The organism is Exiguobacterium sp. BMC-KP (genome assembly GCF_001275385.1).
In the GTDB taxonomy this organism is placed as follows: domain Bacteria; phylum Bacillota; class Bacilli; order Exiguobacteriales; family Exiguobacteriaceae; genus Exiguobacterium_A.
The window spans coordinates 221,637-239,094 of the sequence record NZ_LGIW01000015.1 but is presented as its reverse complement, the minus strand read 5'-3'; the positions used below and the strand labels follow the sequence as shown (position 1 = coordinate 239,094).

Sequence of the window (17,458 nt, the reverse complement as noted above, 5' to 3'; positions counted from 1 at the left end):
CATATTAAACAAGGAGGTTCGTCGCATATGACGAACCTCCTTGTTTTTTCACTCCGTTTCGACCCAGCCGATGTAAGGAAGATTACGATATTCCTCGGCACAATCAATCCCGTACCCGACAACGAAATAATCCGGAATCTCGAATCCGACGTAGTCCGCGACGAGCTCTACTTCCCGACGCGCCGGTTTATCGAGTAACGTACATACCTTCAGAACGCCTGGCTGATGCAATTTCATATGATCGCATAAGAAATGAAGTGTCCGTCCTGTATCGATGATGTCTTCAACAACAACGACATATTTTCCTTGAACATCGAGATCGAGATCCTTCTTCAATTGAACACGACCTGAAGAAACGGTCTTCGTCCCGTAAGAAGAACACGCGACCGTATCAATTTGGACGCTCCCTTTGATTTCGCGCATCAAATCTGCTGCAAAGACCATTGACCCCTTCAATACGACGACAAGAACGATTTGACGTCCAGCAGCATCTACTTCAATCTGTTGCGCTAATTCACGGACCTTTTCTTTCAGTTGTGACTCTGACACTAATTTTTCTTTTATCGTAATCTCCATGACTAGGTGCGAACACCCGCCACCCCCTTCGTCCATTTTCAGGCTCAGTATAGCACAACACCCTTAAAATGCGCACTTTATCATAAAATTGTAATAGAACGTTCGTGTTTGAGATATTTTTTATATAAAAGCAACTAAAAAACAAGCCTCAATCCTCTGGATGGGCTTGTTGATAGCGGTGCAATTCCTCTTTCAAACCAGGACGTTCAGCGAAGAACTGAATCATACCATTGATTTTATCCAACGCTTCGATACTAATGTGGTGTTCGATCCCTTCGACATCCTTATAGATCAGTTCTTCATCGACACCAACGAGACGAAGAAAATCTTCAAGTAAAGCGTGTCGCTCCACGAGACGCTTCCCGATTTTACGTCCCTTAGGGGTCAGCATCAGACCTCGATACTTTTCATACACGAGGTACGTCTCACGATCGAGCTTTTGTACCATCTTCGTTACCGATGACGGGTGGACTCCTAACGACTCCGCAATATCCGATACACGAGCATATCCTTTGTCTTCGATCAATTTATAAATTTGTTCCAAATAATCTTCCATACTCGGAGTTGGCACGACATCACCTTCCCATTTCATTCATTAGCGTTTCCAATTCCACTCATCACTACGGTATTTCTCGGCAAGTCGCTCAATCTCCTGCCACTGTTCACTCGTGAACGTCAACGGAGCGAACGATAAGTCAAGAGCATCCTTAAACCCTTTCGTGAATGCCTCTCGCACTTCATCAAACGTAACAGCACGACCCGCTAGCTCGTTTAAGGCAACGGCTTTTCCAGAAAAACGGGCTTTCATCCGCTCGCGCGTCGACTCGTCTTCATACAAGAAACAGTCGAACAATTCGCCTTCATCAACAGAGAGTGGGACCGAACCGTGCTGTAAGACGACTCCTTGATGACGGACTTGTGCACTGCCAGCGACCTTCCGTTTTCCAACAGCTAGTTCGTAATACGATGCCGCATCAAAACAAACTGCCGATTTCGGTTTTCGCAACTCTTCTTTTTCTTCTTCCGTCAAGGGAACGGAAAACTCGACCGGAATACCGAGGTGATGGTATCCTTTTCGAATCCCTTCCGTCAACATCCGATAACTTTCGATGACCGTCCGTGGTAAACCTTCTGTATTTTCCGGGATGACGACACTATATGTCAACTCGTCTGCATGCAAGACAGCGCGTCCTCCCGTCATCCGGCGAACGATCGGAATGCCGAGTTCTGCAATTCGCTCGCGATCAATATCACGCGTGGCCCGTTGAAAATGACCAACACTTAATCCACGTGGTTCCCATGAATAAAAACGAAGCGTCGGTGCGATTTCTCCCCGCCCGACGAACTGAATCAATGCTTCATCAATTGCCATGTTCATTGCCGGCTCCATTGCAGCCGTCGTCAACACTTGCCACTCTCTGTTCACTTGAACACCCCCAAAACGTTTCCGTCTTAGTGTATCAAACCCATTCTCTGTCGCGCAATCACGAGTCGATTGCCGAAATCGATTTCGTTGACTATAATGAAACAGAGGTTAAACGAACGAAGGGGTTGGAAGTTGAATATGGAAACTGGAACTATCGTTACGATCGTATTATGGGTCGCGTTGATCGCCTACATCGCTTGGCGTTTCATGCCGGTCAAAGGCATCACGAAATTGTCACAAGAAGAATTCCGCGCAAACTACCGTAAGGCACAAATCGTCGATGTCCGTGAGACACAAGAATTCAAAGGTGGACACATCGTCGGCGCTCGGAACATCCCGGTCAGCCAAATGAAGATGCGCTCGAAAGAATTACGAAAAGACATGCCGATTTACTTGTATTGCCAAGGAAGCATGCGTTCTTCACAGGCTGCAAAAGTCTTGAAAAAAGCAGGCTATACGAATCTGTATCAGTTAAAAGGCGGATTCAAGCAATGGTCAGGAAAAATCAAACGGAGCTGACGCTTCGTTCATCGTAAAAAGAGGATTTCTCCTTCTTCGGAGAAATCCTCTTTTTCATGGAAAAGATTATGCGTGTACTTCTTGTTTTGGTTGATAACGTAAGACTGGCTTGCGCGCAGCAAGTGTCTCGTCCATCCGTTTAACGACCGTCGTGTGCGGTGCGTTTAAGACGACGTCTGGCGTCTCTTCGACCTCTTTTGCGATTTGGAGCATCGCATCACAGAAGGCATCGAGTGTTTCTTTCGACTCTGTTTCCGTCGGTTCGATCATGATACATTCCTCAACGTTCAACGGGAAGTAGATTGTTGGTGGATGGTATCCGAAGTCAAGCAGACGTTTTGCGATATCGAGCGTCCGAACCCCAAGTGCCTTCTGACGTTTACCCGACAAGACAAATTCGTGTTTACAGTAAACATCGTACGGAGCGTCAAACGCACCTTTGAGACGAGCCAACATATAGTTCGCATTCAAGACTGCTTCTTTGGATACACGAGCGAGTCCCGCGCCGCCCATCGTCCGAATGTAGCTATAGGCACGAACGTTGATGCCGAAGTTCCCATAGAACGGTTTGACGCGACCGATTGCTTCTGGGCGATCGTAATCAAGAACATAACGTTCTTCCTCTTTGCGGACGATTGGTTTTGGCAAGTACGGGATCAAATCTTGTTTGACACCGACTGGTCCTGATCCTGGTCCACCACCACCGTGTGGTCCGGTGAACGTCTTATGCAAGTTCAAGTGGACGACGTCAAAGCCCATATCTCCCGGACGTGCGATACCCATGATCGCGTTCGAGTTCGCACCATCATAGTACAGTTTTCCGCCCGCTTCGTGAACCGCTTTTGCGATTTCAACGATATCGGATTCGAACAGACCTAGTGTGTTCGGATTCGTCAACATGAGTGCCGCCGTATCTTCACCGACTTTTTTCTTTAAGTCCGCAAGATCAACAAGACCACGCTCGTCCGATAAGACCGTCACCGTATCAAAACCAGCGACCGATGCCGATGCCGGGTTCGTTCCGTGCGCCGAATCTGGTACGAGAACTTTCGTCCGTTTGAAATCACCACGCGCATGGTGGTAGGCCTTAATTAACATCAAACCGGTCCACTCGCCGTGCGCTCCCGCTGCCGGCTGAAGTGTTACTTCATCCATACCTGTAATGACAGCGAGTTTTTCTTGAAGATCATACATCAGACCAAGTGCACCTTGAACACTCTCGACCGGTTGGAGCGGATGAATGTGCGCAAACCCAGGGAGGCGCGCCATATCTTCATTAATTTTCGGGTTGTATTTCATCGTACATGAGCCGAGTGGATAGAATCCAGAATCCACACCATGGTTACGGTTTGAAAGCGCCGTATAGTGTCGGACGAGATCGAGTTCCGATACTTCTGGTAATGCCACGTCTTCTTGGCGTAACATCGAAGCCGGTAACAATTCTTCTACTGCCACTTCATCGACAGTCGGTAGCGGTAAGCTATAGGCGATGCGTCCCGGTTTCGAAATTTCAAAGATCAATGTTTGCTCATTCATGTGTGAGTCCCCCTAACGCTGTCACGAATTGATCCAACTCTTCTTTCGTCCGTAATTCCGTTGCACAAACGAGCATTTCGTTCTGACGCGTTGCGTCATAAGCACCTAGCGGTAGACCACCGATGATCCCGTGCTCGAGCAATTGCTGACTCGCACGTGTCGCATCGATTGGTAACGTGACGACGAATTCATTGAAGCTCGGTCCATCGTCGACGATCGTGAATCCAGCTTGCTTGAGCTTTTGTTTTAACGCATGCGCTGTTTGTAAGTTACGTGTCGCAAGTTCGCGCATTCCCCGTTTACCAAGTGCACTCATCGCAATCGAAGCCGCTAATGCGTTCAACGCTTGGTTCGAGCAGATGTTAGATGTCGCCTTATCGCGACGAATGTGTTGTTCACGTGCTTGTAACGTCAGAACAAAGCCACGTTTTCCGTTCTCATCGACCGTCTGTCCAACGAGACGACCTGGAATCTTACGCATCAACGCTTTTGTCGTCGTGAAATAACCACACGTCGGACCACCAAAACTTTGTGGAATCCCGAACGGCTGGCAATCTCCGATTGTGATATCCGCACCAAGTTTACCTGGAGCTTCTAAGATACCGAGCGCAAGTGGATTCGCAGAGACGATGAAGAGCGCACCGCGTGCATGAGTCGCATCTGCCAATGCTTGTAATTCTTCGACGCGTCCATAGAAGTTCGGATACTGGACGATGACACAAGCGACGTCTTCAATCGCATCCAGTTGATCGATTCGTGTCACACCTTGCTCTAGCGACAACGTCTCGACGTTTAGTCCAGGACCATTTGCATACGTCCGAACGACATCGTGCGCTTCCGGATGGACACCATCTGAAAGAACGATCGTTTTTTTCTTCGTATGAGCGCAAGCGAGCATCGCCGCTTCCGCTAACGCCGTGATACCGTCATACATCGACGAGTTTGCGACATCCATGCCTGTCAATTCACAAATCATCGATTGGAATTCAAAAATCGCTTGTAATTCCCCTTGCGAAATCTCTGGTTGATATGGTGTATAAGCCGTGTAGAACTCTGAACGAAGTAACATGTGGTTGACGACGGCTGGAGCATAGTGATCGTAGATGCCAGCGCCAAGGAACGATGGATATTGTTTCGTATTCATATTTTGGTCGGCAAGCTTCGAGAGCGTCCGAATCAAGTCTGTTTCCGGAAGTGGAATCCCAACTTCTTCCAATGTACCGTTATCACGGACGGATGCCGGGATATCAGCGAGTAAATCTTCGATCGACGCTGCACCGATCGTTTGTAACATCGCTTGCTCATCTTCTGCTGTCATTGGTAAATAACGAAAATCCATAGAAATATCCCCCTTATTTCGTGCGACGATAAAACGGTGTCGCTGTTCGTTTCGCTGCTAGACGTTTTCCGCGTACTTCCACTTCAAATTGCTCTTGTTCCGCTACTTCTGCTGGAACGAGTGCCCAAGCGATCGCTTTTCCGACTGTCGGTGGTAACGTACCCGTCGTCACGACACCAACGACTTCTCCGTCATGCCAAACCGGTGCATCTTGACGTGCAATCCCTTTATCGAGTAGTTCAAGACCAATCAATCGACGTGGTGCACCTTGTTCTTTTTGTTGTAACAAGACTTCAGAACCAACGAACGTTTTGAATTGTGGTTTGACGGCAAAGCCCATGCCAGCTTCGATTGGTGAAATCGTCGCTGATAACTCATGTCCATAAAGCGGAAGACATGCCTCAAAACGCAATGTATCGCGTGCCCCGAGTCCGCACGGTACGACATCTTGCTCAAGCAGTGCTTGCCAGACAGCAGGTGCGTCACCGGCTGCCATATAAAGTTCAAATCCGTCTTCGCCTGTATAACCGCTACGCGAGACGATCATTTCTACTCCAGCAACCGTTCCCCGTTGAAACTTGAAAAAACCGATCTCTGATAAGTCGAGTGACGTCATGCCGGAGAGAACCGCTTCCGCACGAGGTCCTTGGACAGCGATTTGACCGTATTGATCTGATTGATTATCAAGTGTGACGTCCCCTGATACATACTGACGTAAATGTTGTTCATCTTTTTCAATGTTCGAGGCATTGACGACGAGAAGATAGTCCGTTTCTGCTAAACGATATACGAGTAAATCATCGACCGTACCACCGTCTTCTTGACATAAGACGTTATATTGCGCTTGCCCCACCGCAATCTTCGAAATATCATTCGATAACGTGGCTTGTAAAAACGAAAGAGCATCTGGTCCGCTAACGAACAGTTCACCCATGTGCGAGACGTCGAACATACCGACGTTCTCCCTTACTGCAACGTGCTCTTCTTTAATCGAGGAAAACAAAACTGGCATTTCAAATCCCGCAAAATCCACCATCTTACCGGTTTGCGAAACCGTTTCGAATAACGGTGTTCTTTTCAATGTCGTTTGACTCATACAAATCCCCCTATTCACGAACGTTTTTACTCTCTCTTCTCTTTAATGTTCCATTTTCAAATCCATCTTACCAATTAAAATCATAATTATCTAGTATTATTCGGAAAAAGGAACATACGAAAAAGAGAGAAAGGATCCTGTCCCTTCTCTCCTATTGTTTCATATTCTTCCCATGAAAGCCATTTCAAAATTGTTTAATCCCGGCAGTTCGTTTGATTTCCTCTTGAAGTCGTCGACCTTCCGTAACCAACTGACTTGCTCCTTGCTTGACGCGATTTCCTTCTTCCGTAATTCGATTGATGTTTCCTTTGATTTGATCGATGCGATGCGTCGTATGATCAATGTTCGTTTGAAGTGTTTGCTGACGAATCGTAAAGCGTTCCATCAGTTGTTTTAACTGTCGAATGTCCTGAGACAACTTCTTTTTGTAGAGACTAAATCCAAATAGCACAAGTCCTACGATGGACAATAAAATAATACCTAACGTAATCCAAATCATGACTTCTCCTCCAATACAGTTTCAATCGCACGAGCGAGTTCATCGATTGATGCCGTTCCTTCGAGCCGAACAGTGGCTATCTCAGCATATAAAGAATAGCGACGTTCAAACAATTGTTTCACCTGTTCCCGTTCTGTCACGAGCGGACGATTCGGATCGGAAGCGATACGCTCCCAAATCAAATCAAATGGTGTATCGATCCAAATGATTGTTCCAGAATCTTTCATGAACGATCGGTTCTCCGGACGTTCAACGATCCCGCCGCCTGTGACAACGAGTTCCGCTTTGCTATTCTTCAACAATTCGCCTTCACGTGTACGGAATCCTGCTTCACCGTGCTCGACGAAATAAGCAGCAATCGTTTTTTCTTGTTCCCGCTCAAATCGTTCATCTAGTTCGTCGACCTCATATTGCGTACACAATCGACGTCCGACGGCTGATTTACCAGTTCCCATAAAGCCAATCAAATAAACCTTACTCATGTGTAACGACCGCCTCAATTCTTTGACCATTCTCTAATCTCGCTTCCATTTTAAAGCCTTTATCGGTCACTGTACAGCTGACTTGCCCGATTGGATAGCGAAGAGTCTCCTCCTTCGTACAATCTACTTTCGCTGCACGAACGAGTGACTCAAGTTGGAGTGCTTCTTGTTCTAACTGATGGTGACGTATCTCTTCATCGATCTGCTGACAAGAAATCAAGATCACGATACCCATTCCTAAAAGCAACAATAAGGTTTGAATTAAGATGAATCCTTCTTGACGCACCGGAAAGAACGTCTGTTGTCGTTTAACTGAATCGAGATGATCTCGGCATTTCCTGTCACCATGTAGTGTTTGACGTCGCGGGCGTATGTCAGTTCACCTCCCTGTTCTTTCTTGAGGCGTAATTGATCTTGTACGCGAACGAGACGCCATTTTTCAGCTGCCTCTCCTGGATTGACGTCCATCCCGCGGATTTCGTCTCCAACGCGCTCACACATCGTACTTCGCCACATCAGTCGTTCTACTGTATGAAAGAACAATTCTTCATTCATCCGATTGACTTCCGGCGGACGGACGAGTGGTGTCAACGTCAAAATCGCTAACAGAAGAAGTGGACTGAGCCAGAGGACGAATGACAATTCGAGGAGGGTCATTCCGGATTCCGCTCGCAAGACACATCGTTTCATTACACCACGCTCCTTGCTTCAGAACATATGACACGGATCGATTTTCGACTTGATCCGTTGCCATCTGTTCCAGTTGCTCCGTCTCGCGTTCCCATTTCATCTGTTTTGCTCGTAAATCGAGATAAGGGTCAATCGCTACCATCAAGAAGGTACCGATTGCAACGATGGAAAGAATCGTCTCAAGCAAAGAAAATCCATCTTCTTGCGTAAAGTTCACGACCATTACCTCACTTTCCGAATCGCCATTTGATAGTTCCCAAGTAAAAACTTAATCTCGTATTCAGCTGTCGCCGAACGACAAGACCAGGTTGCTGCATAGATTGAGTGATAACTTTTAAAATAGATGATCCGATTCGAAGGTGGGACTGTACACGTATGATCATTTTGAAACGTCCGTTGCCATAACAGTCGATCATCCGCTAGGACAAGGTAACCCGTGCCATCACCTCGAATTCGAAACTGCATTAATGATTGATCCTCTTTCGAGTACTGCATGAGCCGGAGCGTTTGAATATCTTGTTCCATTAAACGTACCTCTTGTTCGAGTGGGATCCAGTCCGGACGCTTCTCAAACAGTGCCGGTAACAATAAAACAAGTAAACAAGCAATGATCGTCAGCACCGCCGTCATCTCGAGTAGCGTAAACCCTTTCTCACTTCGTAAGTTCGCCGGTCTTCGGATCATAGGTGTACGTCTCCTGATCACAGACAAGGGCATTTGGTTTATCAGCGGTTCCGCGATTGATCGTCTGGAGCGATTCCGGATACTTCTTCTCTTTGGCATAGTAAAGGTTTACCTCCGACCGAATGACCCGAATGTTCGCTTCGCAACTGACACCTTTCGCTTGATCTTTCCCGCTCGTCATCGTCGGAATCAAGACGAGCAGTAACAATGAGATGATCAGTAAGACAGCTGCCATTTCAAGTAAGGTGAATCCATCTTGTCGTTTTAAGAATTGTTTCATCATATCGTCTCCTCTGTCTAAAATGGAAGCTGCTGAATCGCTAGCTGAATCGGATAATACAAGATGAGAAACAACGTTCCGGTCATGATCGTTAATCCGCCGTATAAAATCGGCTCAATCCACAGCAATTTCTTCTCCAGTTCTTCTTCCATTGCTTCATGTAAGAGTGTCGCTTGTTCAAGTAACAATGGACCAAGATCACCACTTTCTCGCGCCAAATGGACGATCCCAATCGTCTCAGCTTCGATGATTTCATCTTCACCAAGCGCTTCTGCAAGTGGCTCTCCTGCTTGCTGTTTAGCATGCAAACGCGCATACAGATGACCTTTTTTATTCGCTTGTCCTTGCTCGAGGTGACGAAATGTTTCTTCGAGTGAGAAACCAGCATCAATGAATGAGCCCACTTCGATTGTAAATAAATAGCTGTAATACAGACGAATCAAGCGCTGTAGTGGTTTGAGTCGTAAAATACGTGTCAACGGGAAGAGACGGAAAAAGAGGTAGCTAAAGATTAACAAAAGGACAGGAATACTTGCGAGAACATATTTCGCTGCGGGATGAAGAAGGAGTTGAAGAAAAGATGGGAGGGTTTTTGGATCCGACATCTCGAGAAGAGACGGGAATACGTAGAGGGCGTAAAAGAAGAACAGGAGGAATAGACTAGTCGCTAAAACAAGGGGATAGCGGATCATCTTCCAAAATTTCGACCGCATTTCTGTTTCAAGATCAAGTAGTTTCACGATTTGACGCAGAACGAGTAAGGGTCTTTCCGTCTTCTCTCCGACAAACAGGAGTCGTTTTAATGCATTCGTTAAAGCAAGTGGTTCAAGCGATGCTGAAAAGGATTCGCCATTTTCAAGGCGACGCGCCATTTCCCCGACCACCTTAGAAAACGGGTGACGCTCAAATCGTTTCAGAATGAGCAGCGTTTCCTTCGCTGAGATACCTTTTGATAACAGTCGATGATAACGTTTTAAGAACCGACTTTGATCGCGGCTTGTAAGTTTCTGACGGTACAGCGTACATCCTCTCCTTTTCGCTCGAGATGAATGATCCGTTGACAGACAGCCAGTTCTGACTCTTCGACACCTAAGCTACGTAATCGCAATCGTGCCTCGTCAATACTTCCGGCGTGTAACGTAAACAACACGACGTGCCCACTGAGTGCGGCATTGATCGTCAAACGCGCTGCCTCCCTCGTCCGTATTTCACCAAAAGCAATCCAGTCCGGGTCCGCCCGTAATATCTCTTCAAAACATCGCGTAGCAGTAAATCCAGCCTTTTCATTTAGTTCCAGTTGTAAGACGTTCGGTACCGTACATTCCACCGGATCTTCAATCGAGATGATTCGTTTTTCATCCATTGCATGCATCAAGGAGTATAACATCGTCGTTTTCCCCGCTCCTGTTGATCCCGAGATGATGATACAGCCATGTCGCTGGTCTGCTAACCAGTCGAAGTCGAGCTGGTCATGTAGCGTCCGTAATGCCAACTCTCGCGAAACCGTCGATCGATAAAAACGCCACGACATCGCATCTCCCTGTCGACTCGGCAACAAAGAGACGCGCATTCCCTTTTTCCCATGCGGATACAAACCACTTTGCGGAATCCGTTCATTTTGTTCTTTTAAGTTCGCTTCATACCGAACATGACTGACGAGCGTTCGGTAAAGTGTGAGTTCGACATCTTCTTGTTCACATAGTCCGTCGTTCGTTCGACAAACAATCCGGACGCACGCTTCGTTCGGTACGAAATGAACATCTGTTGCACCAAGCATTTCGAATCGTTCCATGAGATCTGTCGTCCATTCCTTCACTTCGATTCACCTCCTTACAGCACACAATACACAAAAAAAAGAAGCCGACCAAACCGGCTTCTTTAGGATACGTGTGCAATTGTCCGATGTTTACGCTTCGCCAATGTCTCAAGACCTGGTTTATCGTAACCGATAACGAGTTGTTTTCCATCAGTGATGATCGGGCGGCGTAACAATTTCGGATTGTCACTCATGAGGCGTAATAACTCACTAAGTTTCATGTCTTCAATATCAATACCGAGGTCTTTAAAAGCTTGGCTGCGTGTTGCGAGCAAACTTTCAATCCCATCCGTCGATAATTTCAACAGTTCCATGAGTTCATCAACTGTTGGAGCATTTCTGAACAGATGACGTTCCTCTACATCAACATGTTCCTCTTTTAACCATGATTTCGTTTTACGACATGATGTACAACTTGGATATGTGAAAAAGACTAGTTCATTCGCCATTTTTGCTCCTCCTCTCAAAGTGTGGGGTTTCATTACAGTTACTATAGCATGCTATTTTGACTTTGTACACCTTTTGTACAACTATTGTACAACTTTTTTTGAAACTTCATCTTTTGTTCACAGTTATTCCTTAACAATCACTAGAACAGGATAGACGGATGATTGTTTGCTTGGTAAAATAAGTACGTATATTGACTATCTGTCGGATTTAGGGGGTTATAGGAATGGGGAGAATGTACCGCGTACTCGGTTTCTGGACTGGTATTATCGCAGTCATGGCATTTATCGGCGCATTGGGTGGCGATGCAAGCTCAAGTGAGCATACGGATTCATTTTTAGTCATGGGCTTTGTCTTCTTGGCACAAACCGTCTTTTTTGCAGCGCTTGGTTACTTGCGCTTAACTGAAAAAACGTATGTCTACATCTTTGGAGCTTACTTAACTGTATTTTTCATCGTCTTTACGTACTGGTCGAATTTCCAGATGTAATCAAAAAAACTCGTCATCCTTTTGGATGGCGAGTTTTCTATTATAGGAATGGATTAGATTTCATTTCCTGACGAATCGTCGTACTCGGACCGTGCCCCGGATAAACCGTTGTATCTGCCGGTAGTTCAGCAATGATTCGATCAAGTGAACGCATCAACACATCCTGATCCCCACCATAAAGATCCGTCCGCCCTACTCCTTGCTGGAATAAGAGATCTCCACCGAACGCAATCCGCTCTCCTTTGAAGTAGAACGTCACACTTCCTGGTGAATGACCAGGCGTCTCTAATACATGCATCGAAAAGCTACCAATTGTCAATCGTCCTGGTTGCAACATTTGGTCTGCTGGTTTCATCCGCATTGGTGGCATACCGAATTTTGCTGAACCATTCCATTCTGGATTACCAAGCCAGCCTGCTTCTTCCGTATGAACATAAACCGGTGCTTTTGTAAAACGCCGTAACATATCGACACCTCCGATATGGTCAAAATGGGCATGCGTCAACAAGATTCCTTTTAAAGATGCTCCTCGACTTTCAATTTCATCGAAAAAACGCATATCCTCTGTCCCAGGATCAATAACGAGACATTCTTTGTCCTTAAACAATAAATAACCATTTTCAGATGCCATACCGGAAGTGATCATTACGATTTCCATTCTATAAAACCCCTTTACAATAGACTCTTCCCCTACTATACACGAAATTGTCGAAAGTTCCTGCAACGCCCTCTCGACTTTATCCCGCGAGTCGGATAAACTAAAAAGTGAGATTTAAGTGAAATCTTCGTGAAATTCATAACGTGATTGTTTAAGGGGGAGTACGTCATGCATTTGGATCAACCAATCGGTTGGCTTTTCTTCTTCGTCGCACTCGTCGGCGTTTGGGCCGTCGTTCGTTCACTTAAGAAACGCCAAATGTTTCCACTCGTATTCGCAGGCCTAACTGTCGTCTTATTCGGCTGGTTCGGGATTGCGACATTGATTTACGGCGGTATTCCATCGTAATCAGCATACGCTAAAAAGAGAGGTGCCTCGTGCATCTCTCTTTTTATTTGTCTTTCTACAAAAAAAAAACGAATCCACTCGAAAGTAGATTCGTTCTCATCGTCTTATTTTGAAGTTTGCAGGAAACGGAGCAAGTCACCATAGATGACTTTATCTGAGAGTTCTAATTCTTTCTCAGATTGTTTCGTGGACTGTTTACACATCTCTGCTAGTTCCCCATCTACTTCTTCTCCTGTCTTGCGGTCATAACATGTTTCTTGCGTGTAGACCGTTTTGTCTGTTACGACAGAACCGTCACGGAACAACGCATAATCTTTATGTTGTTTCGAGAAGAGATCGGTACCGAACAAGACCTCATTCTTGAAATCATGACCTAACAGGTGAAGCAATGTTGGTTTGATATCGATTTGACTCGCAACATTTTCGTGTTTAACACCTTTCGATTGACCCGGCAAATGGATCACGAATGGCACACGTTGAAGTTGCGCAACATCATACGATGTTAATTCATCTTTTTTCATAAGCTCTGCCATCGCAGCATTATGGTTTGTCGAAATACCATAATGATCACCATAGACCATGAAGATCGTATCATCCCACGTACCATCTTTTTTCAGACCTTCAATGAATTTACCGAGTGCCATATCTTGATATGCCAGTGCCTGAACGTAATGATTGAGCGTCGTAGAACTCGTCTCAAGCGGTGGTACAAGTTCGTCTTCTGGTTTTGGCATCTCAAATGGATAGTGGTTCGTTAACGTGATGAACTTTGAATAGAACGGACGTGGTAAATCTTTTAACATCGGTAGTGACTGTTCGAAGAACTTGTCATCGAGCAAGCCCCACTCCGTCAAATCTGCTGGGTCCCCTAAATCATAATCCGTCTCCGAGAAGAAACGATCGACGCCAAAGCTATTGTAGACGATGTCTCGATTCCAGAATGACTTATTATTCGCATGGAAAACAGCTGAATAATAGCCATCTTCTTTCAACATTTCAGGTGTTGCACGGAATTCGTTCTCCCCATTCGTAAAGAATGCAGATCCTCGACCAAGTGGATAGATTGAGTTCTCAAGAATAAATTCGGCATCTGACGTTTTCCCTTGTCCTGTATTATGATAGAAGTTATCCCATGAATGAGATTGCTTGATCAATTTATTCAGGTTCGGTGTAATCTCTTGACCGTTTGGTGCTTTTAAGCCAACTGCAAACGATTGAGCCGATTCAAAAGATACGACGATAACGTTCTTACCTTTGTATTTCCCAAACATAGCAGGGTTCGGTGCAGCATGTTTCGAATCGATGAAGTTCTGCACTTCTGATAATTCAGAGCTATCTGCAAGTGCTTTTTGCGCAGATGTCTTCGACTGGATGAGTGCGTCATACATATGGAAGTTAAATGTTCCAATGTTTTTAACGAGTAATTCCCGGTCAAAAGCACGTGTCAATAATTCTGGGCGTTCTGTCTCAGCAAGCGTCAAGTTTCCAAGGAAAACGACGACTGCTGCAACGAATGCGAGAATCGCACGTCCGCGTGACGCGACGTTTTTTGACATGTCCATTTTCCGTAAGAAAAACGGTAAGATGATCAAATCGCCGACGATTAGTAAGTCAGCCCAGCTTAAAAGGGATCCAAGTGAAGCAGAGACCGTCTCCGCGTTCGAAGTTTGGAACAGTACTGGCAACGTCAGATAGTCATTGAAGAAGCGGAAGAAAATGATGTCCGCATATAAAACGAGTGTCGCGACGAATAGTGTGCCGTAGATGAACCATTTTTGAACATTTCCTCGGAAAAAGAAGCTGAACCCGAACATGAAGAGCGCTGAACTAATTGGATTAATTAGTAGAATGAATGCTTGCGCAGAGTTCGTTACGGGAACGTTGAAGAAAAGTGTATACGCTAAATACGTTTTTAACCAAATCAATAAGGTCGCAATCCAAAAGAGTTTGTGCTCTTTATAAGTGCTGCGAACGCCTTGACCCATCTTTAGGCGCATTCGCGACCAGATGTTTGCGTCTTGCTGCATAAAAACCTGCCTCCTAATTTACATGTGCTTTCTGTTTTCAGTTCACACAACTTACCTCATAATTTACATATACCCATATCACGTGAAAATTTTACGCTTAGTTTTACAAAAATGCAACCGGAATCCGGAAGATACTTAACAATCACATATTTACTATACGTTTGTAAACAAAAAAAAGATTCGCCGAAGCGAACCTTTTGCTGAAATTGAATATTATCATTTTGTGAGGAACATTTGTTTAGCAAGCCATGCGCATCCGATGACTCCTGCATCGTTACCAAGTTCAGCAATTTTAAACGTCGTCGACCCGAAGACCCGTGGTAAAGCAAAGCGTTCGAATTGTTGACGTAGTGGAGCAAGTAACGTCTCTCCCGCTTTCGAAACACCACCACCAATGACGATGATTTCCGGATTAATACTATTTGCTAGGTTAGAAATGGCAAGTCCGAGGTGAAATGTCACCTCTTCCACGACTTCCGTTGCAATCCGGTCTCTTTTCTCATACGCTTCGAATACATCTTTTGCTGTCACTGCCTTGATGTCGTTAAGTAAAGTCTCTTGCCCTTTACGCTTCTCAAGACCAAGACGAGCGATCCCTGTTGCGGACGCAATCGTCTCAAGGCATCCTTTCCGTCCGCAGCCACACATGACGCCACCTTCAGGCAACATCGTAATATGACCGATTTCTCCAGCCATTCCGACTGTTCCGTGTACGATTTGTCCGTTCGTGATTAGACCACCACCGACACCCGTACCAAGTGTGACCGCCAGCAATTCTGTTGCGCCACTACCGGCACCTTTCCACATCTCACCGATTGCCGCAGCGTTCGCATCATTCTCAAGCACTGCTGGCAAACCTGTCAGGCGCTCGAATTCACCGACGAGTTCGAAGTTATTCCATCCGATATTAACTGCTTTTTCGACGACACCTGTATTGAAATCAATAAACCCTGGCGCGCCAATGCCCGCTCCGACGAAATCTTCTGGACGTTTATTGCTTTCTTGACACTTCTCAAAGAATGATTTGGCGATATCCCCTGGAATCTGTACACCGTCATTCAAAATGACTGTTTCAATCTCCCATTTTTCGACGATGATACCCTGCAAATCCAAAATTGCCATCTTGACTGTCGTTCCACCGATATCAATACCGAGTAACCATTTCATTGCTCTGTCTCCCCTATGCTCATATAATATCTACTTGTTCATTTTAACGGACACACTCGTATTGCGCAAAGGGTTGCGCAATCTTAAATATCGTTGTTTTGTGAACGTTTTAATTCATGACGTAAGATGAGTTTTGCTGAATCATACTGACGTTGCTCCAAAACGCCTGCTTCTTGCAATTCATCGAGTTCAAGCATCATCATTGCGATATCGGATGCCCGGTCCCCAAGATAGATGAATGTCCCGTACGTCTTGAGTAACTGTTGAACGTCATACAGTGTCTTCATCAACCATCGGCTCCTTTACATACGCATGTAGCAAATCATAGGTCGCTTGTAACGACGTCTCATGTGTTCGCTCGTAAGAATGGCTCGATTCAATCCCTGGACCAAACAGTCCATGTCGAACGTCATGTCCCGCACGCACTGCTGCCGAGGCGTCCGAGCTATAGAACGGATAGATATCAACTTTATAAGGAATACTATTGCGTTGCGCTAAACGCGTTAACTGGTGACGTAACGCCAAGTCATATGGACCAGAACCATCTTTTGCACAAATCGAGACCGTGAATTCGTCGGAATGCTGACCATCGCCTAACGCACCCATGTCGACCGCGATGTATTCTGCGACTTCTTCCGTGAATCCAGCATTTCCACCGAAGCCAACCTCTTCGTAATTTGAAATCAGAAGCTGTACCGTATGAGGTAGTTCGATGTTTTTCCATTCTTTGATCAATTCGAGCAACAAAGCAACTGATGCTTTATCATCAAGATGGCGAGACTTTACGAATCCTGTTTCTGTATATAGGAAACGCGGATCAAACGTTACGATATCTCCGACTTCAATCCCCGCAACACGTGTCTCTTCTGCTGTCGTCGAACGAATATCAAGTCGTACTTCAATATTATCAGCAGATCGTTCCGTTTTATTCGTCTCGCGCGATGTATGCACACTTGAATGATGGAAGACAATCGTACCAGAAATCGTCTGACCGTCCATCTTATGAATGAGACAGTTCTCACCTTCGATCGCTGTCCAAGCATATCCACCTAATTGTGATAAACTGAGTCGCCCAGTAGGCAAAATTTCCTTTACCATTGCCCCAAGTGTATCGACATGTGCCGTCAGTAACCGAGTGCGAGTTGAAGCGCCAGGCAAAGTCGCTAAGATGGCCCCTTTCTCGAGTTTTCGATACGTGATCCCTTCTCCGATCAACCGCTTTTCTACATATGTAATCGCTTCTTTCGTCGAACCTGTCGGACTTGGAATCGAGACCAGCTCTTCAATCGTACGTATGACTTCTTTCATATTCATTCGCTCCCTTTCAATCGGACTACAACGTGCTATCCGCTTTGTTTTTATGATAACAAATATTCAT

Annotated in this window: 24 protein-coding genes; 3 read left to right on the top strand and 21 right to left on the bottom strand. The window is 45.6% G+C overall.

Annotated features, from left to right (window positions below; all coding sequences use genetic code 11):
- Positions 1 to 48: 48 nt before the first annotated feature.
- From hpt to ADM98_RS06715, 3 genes are all read right to left on the bottom strand, one after another.
- Positions 49 to 576 carry a hypoxanthine phosphoribosyltransferase gene (gene hpt / locus ADM98_RS06725; protein ID WP_053452798.1) on the bottom strand — a complete coding sequence of 176 codons (528 nt, stop codon included), beginning with the start codon at positions 574 to 576 and terminating at the stop codon, positions 49 to 51.
- Between the two features lie 148 nt (positions 577 to 724).
- Entirely contained in the window at positions 725 to 1,147 is a 423-nt protein-coding gene (mntR, locus tag ADM98_RS06720) for a transcriptional regulator MntR (protein WP_035398709.1), read from the bottom strand.
- A 24-nt stretch (positions 1,148 to 1,171) separates the two neighbouring features.
- Positions 1,172 to 2,002 (bottom strand): lipoate--protein ligase family protein, encoded by an 831-nt coding sequence (locus ADM98_RS06715; protein WP_082318513.1) that lies wholly within the window; start codon positions 2,000 to 2,002, stop codon positions 1,172 to 1,174.
- Between the two features lie 138 nt (positions 2,003 to 2,140).
- Between ADM98_RS06715 and ADM98_RS06710 the strand changes: the two genes are divergently transcribed.
- The gene (locus ADM98_RS06710; protein WP_035409116.1) at positions 2,141 to 2,521 is read left to right on the top strand and encodes a rhodanese-like domain-containing protein; all 381 of its coding nucleotides are present in this window, start codon (positions 2,141 to 2,143) and stop codon (positions 2,519 to 2,521) included.
- A 66-nt stretch (positions 2,522 to 2,587) separates the two neighbouring features.
- Here ADM98_RS06710 and gcvPB read toward each other — a convergent pair whose 3' ends face one another.
- The 13 genes from gcvPB to ADM98_RS06650 all read right to left on the bottom strand — a co-directional run bounded on the left by gcvPB (position 2,588) and on the right by ADM98_RS06650 (position 11,392).
- Positions 2,588 to 4,057: an aminomethyl-transferring glycine dehydrogenase subunit GcvPB gene (gene gcvPB / locus ADM98_RS06705; RefSeq protein WP_053452797.1), complete on the bottom strand. Its 1,470-nt coding sequence runs from the start codon at positions 4,055 to 4,057 to the stop codon at positions 2,588 to 2,590.
- Entirely contained in the window at positions 4,050 to 5,396 is a 1,347-nt protein-coding gene (gene gcvPA, locus ADM98_RS06700) for an aminomethyl-transferring glycine dehydrogenase subunit GcvPA (RefSeq protein WP_053452796.1), read from the bottom strand. Before gcvPA ends, gcvPB begins: the two co-directional genes overlap by 8 nt.
- 13 nt (positions 5,397 to 5,409) lie before the next feature.
- Positions 5,410 to 6,492: a glycine cleavage system aminomethyltransferase GcvT gene (gene gcvT, locus ADM98_RS06695; RefSeq protein ID WP_053452795.1), complete on the bottom strand. Its 1,083-nt coding sequence runs from the start codon at positions 6,490 to 6,492 to the stop codon at positions 5,410 to 5,412.
- 184 nt (positions 6,493 to 6,676) lie between these two features.
- Positions 6,677 to 6,991, bottom strand: coding sequence for a hypothetical protein (locus ADM98_RS06690; protein WP_053452794.1), 315 nt, complete (start codon positions 6,989 to 6,991; stop codon positions 6,677 to 6,679).
- Entirely contained in the window at positions 6,988 to 7,473 is a 486-nt protein-coding gene (locus ADM98_RS06685) for a shikimate kinase (protein ID WP_053452793.1), read from the bottom strand. The genes ADM98_RS06690 and ADM98_RS06685 overlap by 4 nt, the downstream gene beginning before the upstream one ends.
- Entirely contained in the window at positions 7,466 to 7,759 is a 294-nt protein-coding gene (locus tag ADM98_RS06680) for a hypothetical protein (protein ID WP_053452792.1), read from the bottom strand. Before ADM98_RS06680 ends, ADM98_RS06685 begins: the two co-directional genes overlap by 8 nt.
- Entirely contained in the window at positions 7,735 to 8,130 is a 396-nt protein-coding gene (locus ADM98_RS06675) for a hypothetical protein (RefSeq protein ID WP_235504841.1), read from the bottom strand. The genes ADM98_RS06680 and ADM98_RS06675 overlap by 25 nt, the downstream gene beginning before the upstream one ends.
- Positions 8,021 to 8,380, bottom strand: a complete 360-nt coding sequence (locus ADM98_RS17240; RefSeq protein WP_152910957.1) for a type II secretion system protein — start codon at positions 8,378 to 8,380, stop codon at positions 8,021 to 8,023. Before ADM98_RS17240 ends, ADM98_RS06675 begins: the two co-directional genes overlap by 110 nt.
- Before the next feature lie 5 nt (positions 8,381 to 8,385).
- Positions 8,386 to 8,847, bottom strand: a complete 462-nt coding sequence (locus tag ADM98_RS06670; RefSeq protein WP_053452791.1) for a prepilin-type N-terminal cleavage/methylation domain-containing protein — start codon at positions 8,845 to 8,847, stop codon at positions 8,386 to 8,388.
- Entirely contained in the window at positions 8,816 to 9,127 is a 312-nt protein-coding gene (locus ADM98_RS06665; RefSeq protein WP_023467559.1) for a competence type IV pilus major pilin ComGC, read from the bottom strand. The genes ADM98_RS06670 and ADM98_RS06665 overlap by 32 nt, the downstream gene beginning before the upstream one ends.
- Positions 9,128 to 9,144: 17 nt before the next feature.
- Entirely contained in the window at positions 9,145 to 10,047 is a 903-nt protein-coding gene (locus ADM98_RS06660) for a type II secretion system F family protein (RefSeq protein ID WP_235504919.1), read from the bottom strand.
- A 53-nt stretch (positions 10,048 to 10,100) separates the two neighbouring features.
- Positions 10,101 to 10,943, bottom strand: a complete 843-nt coding sequence (locus ADM98_RS06655; RefSeq protein WP_053452789.1) for an ATPase, T2SS/T4P/T4SS family — start codon at positions 10,941 to 10,943, stop codon at positions 10,101 to 10,103.
- A gap of 62 nt (positions 10,944 to 11,005) precedes the next feature.
- A complete protein-coding gene (locus ADM98_RS06650) occupies positions 11,006 to 11,392 on the bottom strand; it encodes a Spx/MgsR family RNA polymerase-binding regulatory protein (protein WP_035409130.1) in 387 nt (128 codons plus the stop codon).
- A 224-nt stretch (positions 11,393 to 11,616) separates the two neighbouring features.
- Here ADM98_RS06650 and ADM98_RS06645 point away from each other — a divergent pair, with 224 nt between their 5' ends.
- A complete protein-coding gene (locus ADM98_RS06645) occupies positions 11,617 to 11,880 on the top strand; it encodes a DUF2626 family protein (protein ID WP_023467555.1) in 264 nt (87 codons plus the stop codon).
- A gap of 40 nt (positions 11,881 to 11,920) precedes the next feature.
- Here the strand turns inward: ADM98_RS06645 and ADM98_RS06640 are convergent, their stop codons facing one another.
- Positions 11,921 to 12,538, bottom strand: a complete 618-nt coding sequence (locus ADM98_RS06640; protein ID WP_053452788.1) for an MBL fold metallo-hydrolase — start codon at positions 12,536 to 12,538, stop codon at positions 11,921 to 11,923.
- Between the two features lie 168 nt (positions 12,539 to 12,706).
- Here ADM98_RS06640 and ADM98_RS06635 point away from each other — a divergent pair, with 168 nt between their 5' ends.
- Complete coding sequence (locus ADM98_RS06635; RefSeq protein ID WP_023467553.1) at positions 12,707 to 12,886, top strand: DUF2759 domain-containing protein; 180 nt, start codon at positions 12,707 to 12,709, stop codon at positions 12,884 to 12,886.
- 104 nt (positions 12,887 to 12,990) lie between these two features.
- On the opposite strand, the gene ADM98_RS06630 is transcribed toward ADM98_RS06635, so the two are convergent.
- From ADM98_RS06630 to ADM98_RS06615, 4 genes are all read right to left on the bottom strand, one after another.
- On the bottom strand, positions 12,991 to 14,913 hold the full coding sequence (locus tag ADM98_RS06630; protein ID WP_053452787.1) for an LTA synthase family protein: 1,923 nt from the start codon (positions 14,911 to 14,913) through the stop codon (positions 12,991 to 12,993).
- Positions 14,914 to 15,129: 216 nt separating this feature from the next.
- Complete coding sequence (locus tag ADM98_RS06625) at positions 15,130 to 16,080, bottom strand: ROK family glucokinase (protein ID WP_053452786.1); 951 nt, start codon at positions 16,078 to 16,080, stop codon at positions 15,130 to 15,132.
- A gap of 83 nt (positions 16,081 to 16,163) precedes the next feature.
- Positions 16,164 to 16,367, bottom strand: a complete 204-nt coding sequence (locus ADM98_RS06620; protein WP_053452785.1) for a YqgQ family protein — start codon at positions 16,365 to 16,367, stop codon at positions 16,164 to 16,166.
- Positions 16,351 to 17,388 (bottom strand): M42 family metallopeptidase, encoded by a 1,038-nt coding sequence (locus ADM98_RS06615; RefSeq protein ID WP_082318512.1) that lies wholly within the window; start codon positions 17,386 to 17,388, stop codon positions 16,351 to 16,353. Before ADM98_RS06615 ends, ADM98_RS06620 begins: the two co-directional genes overlap by 17 nt.
- Positions 17,389 to 17,458 lie beyond the last annotated feature (70 nt).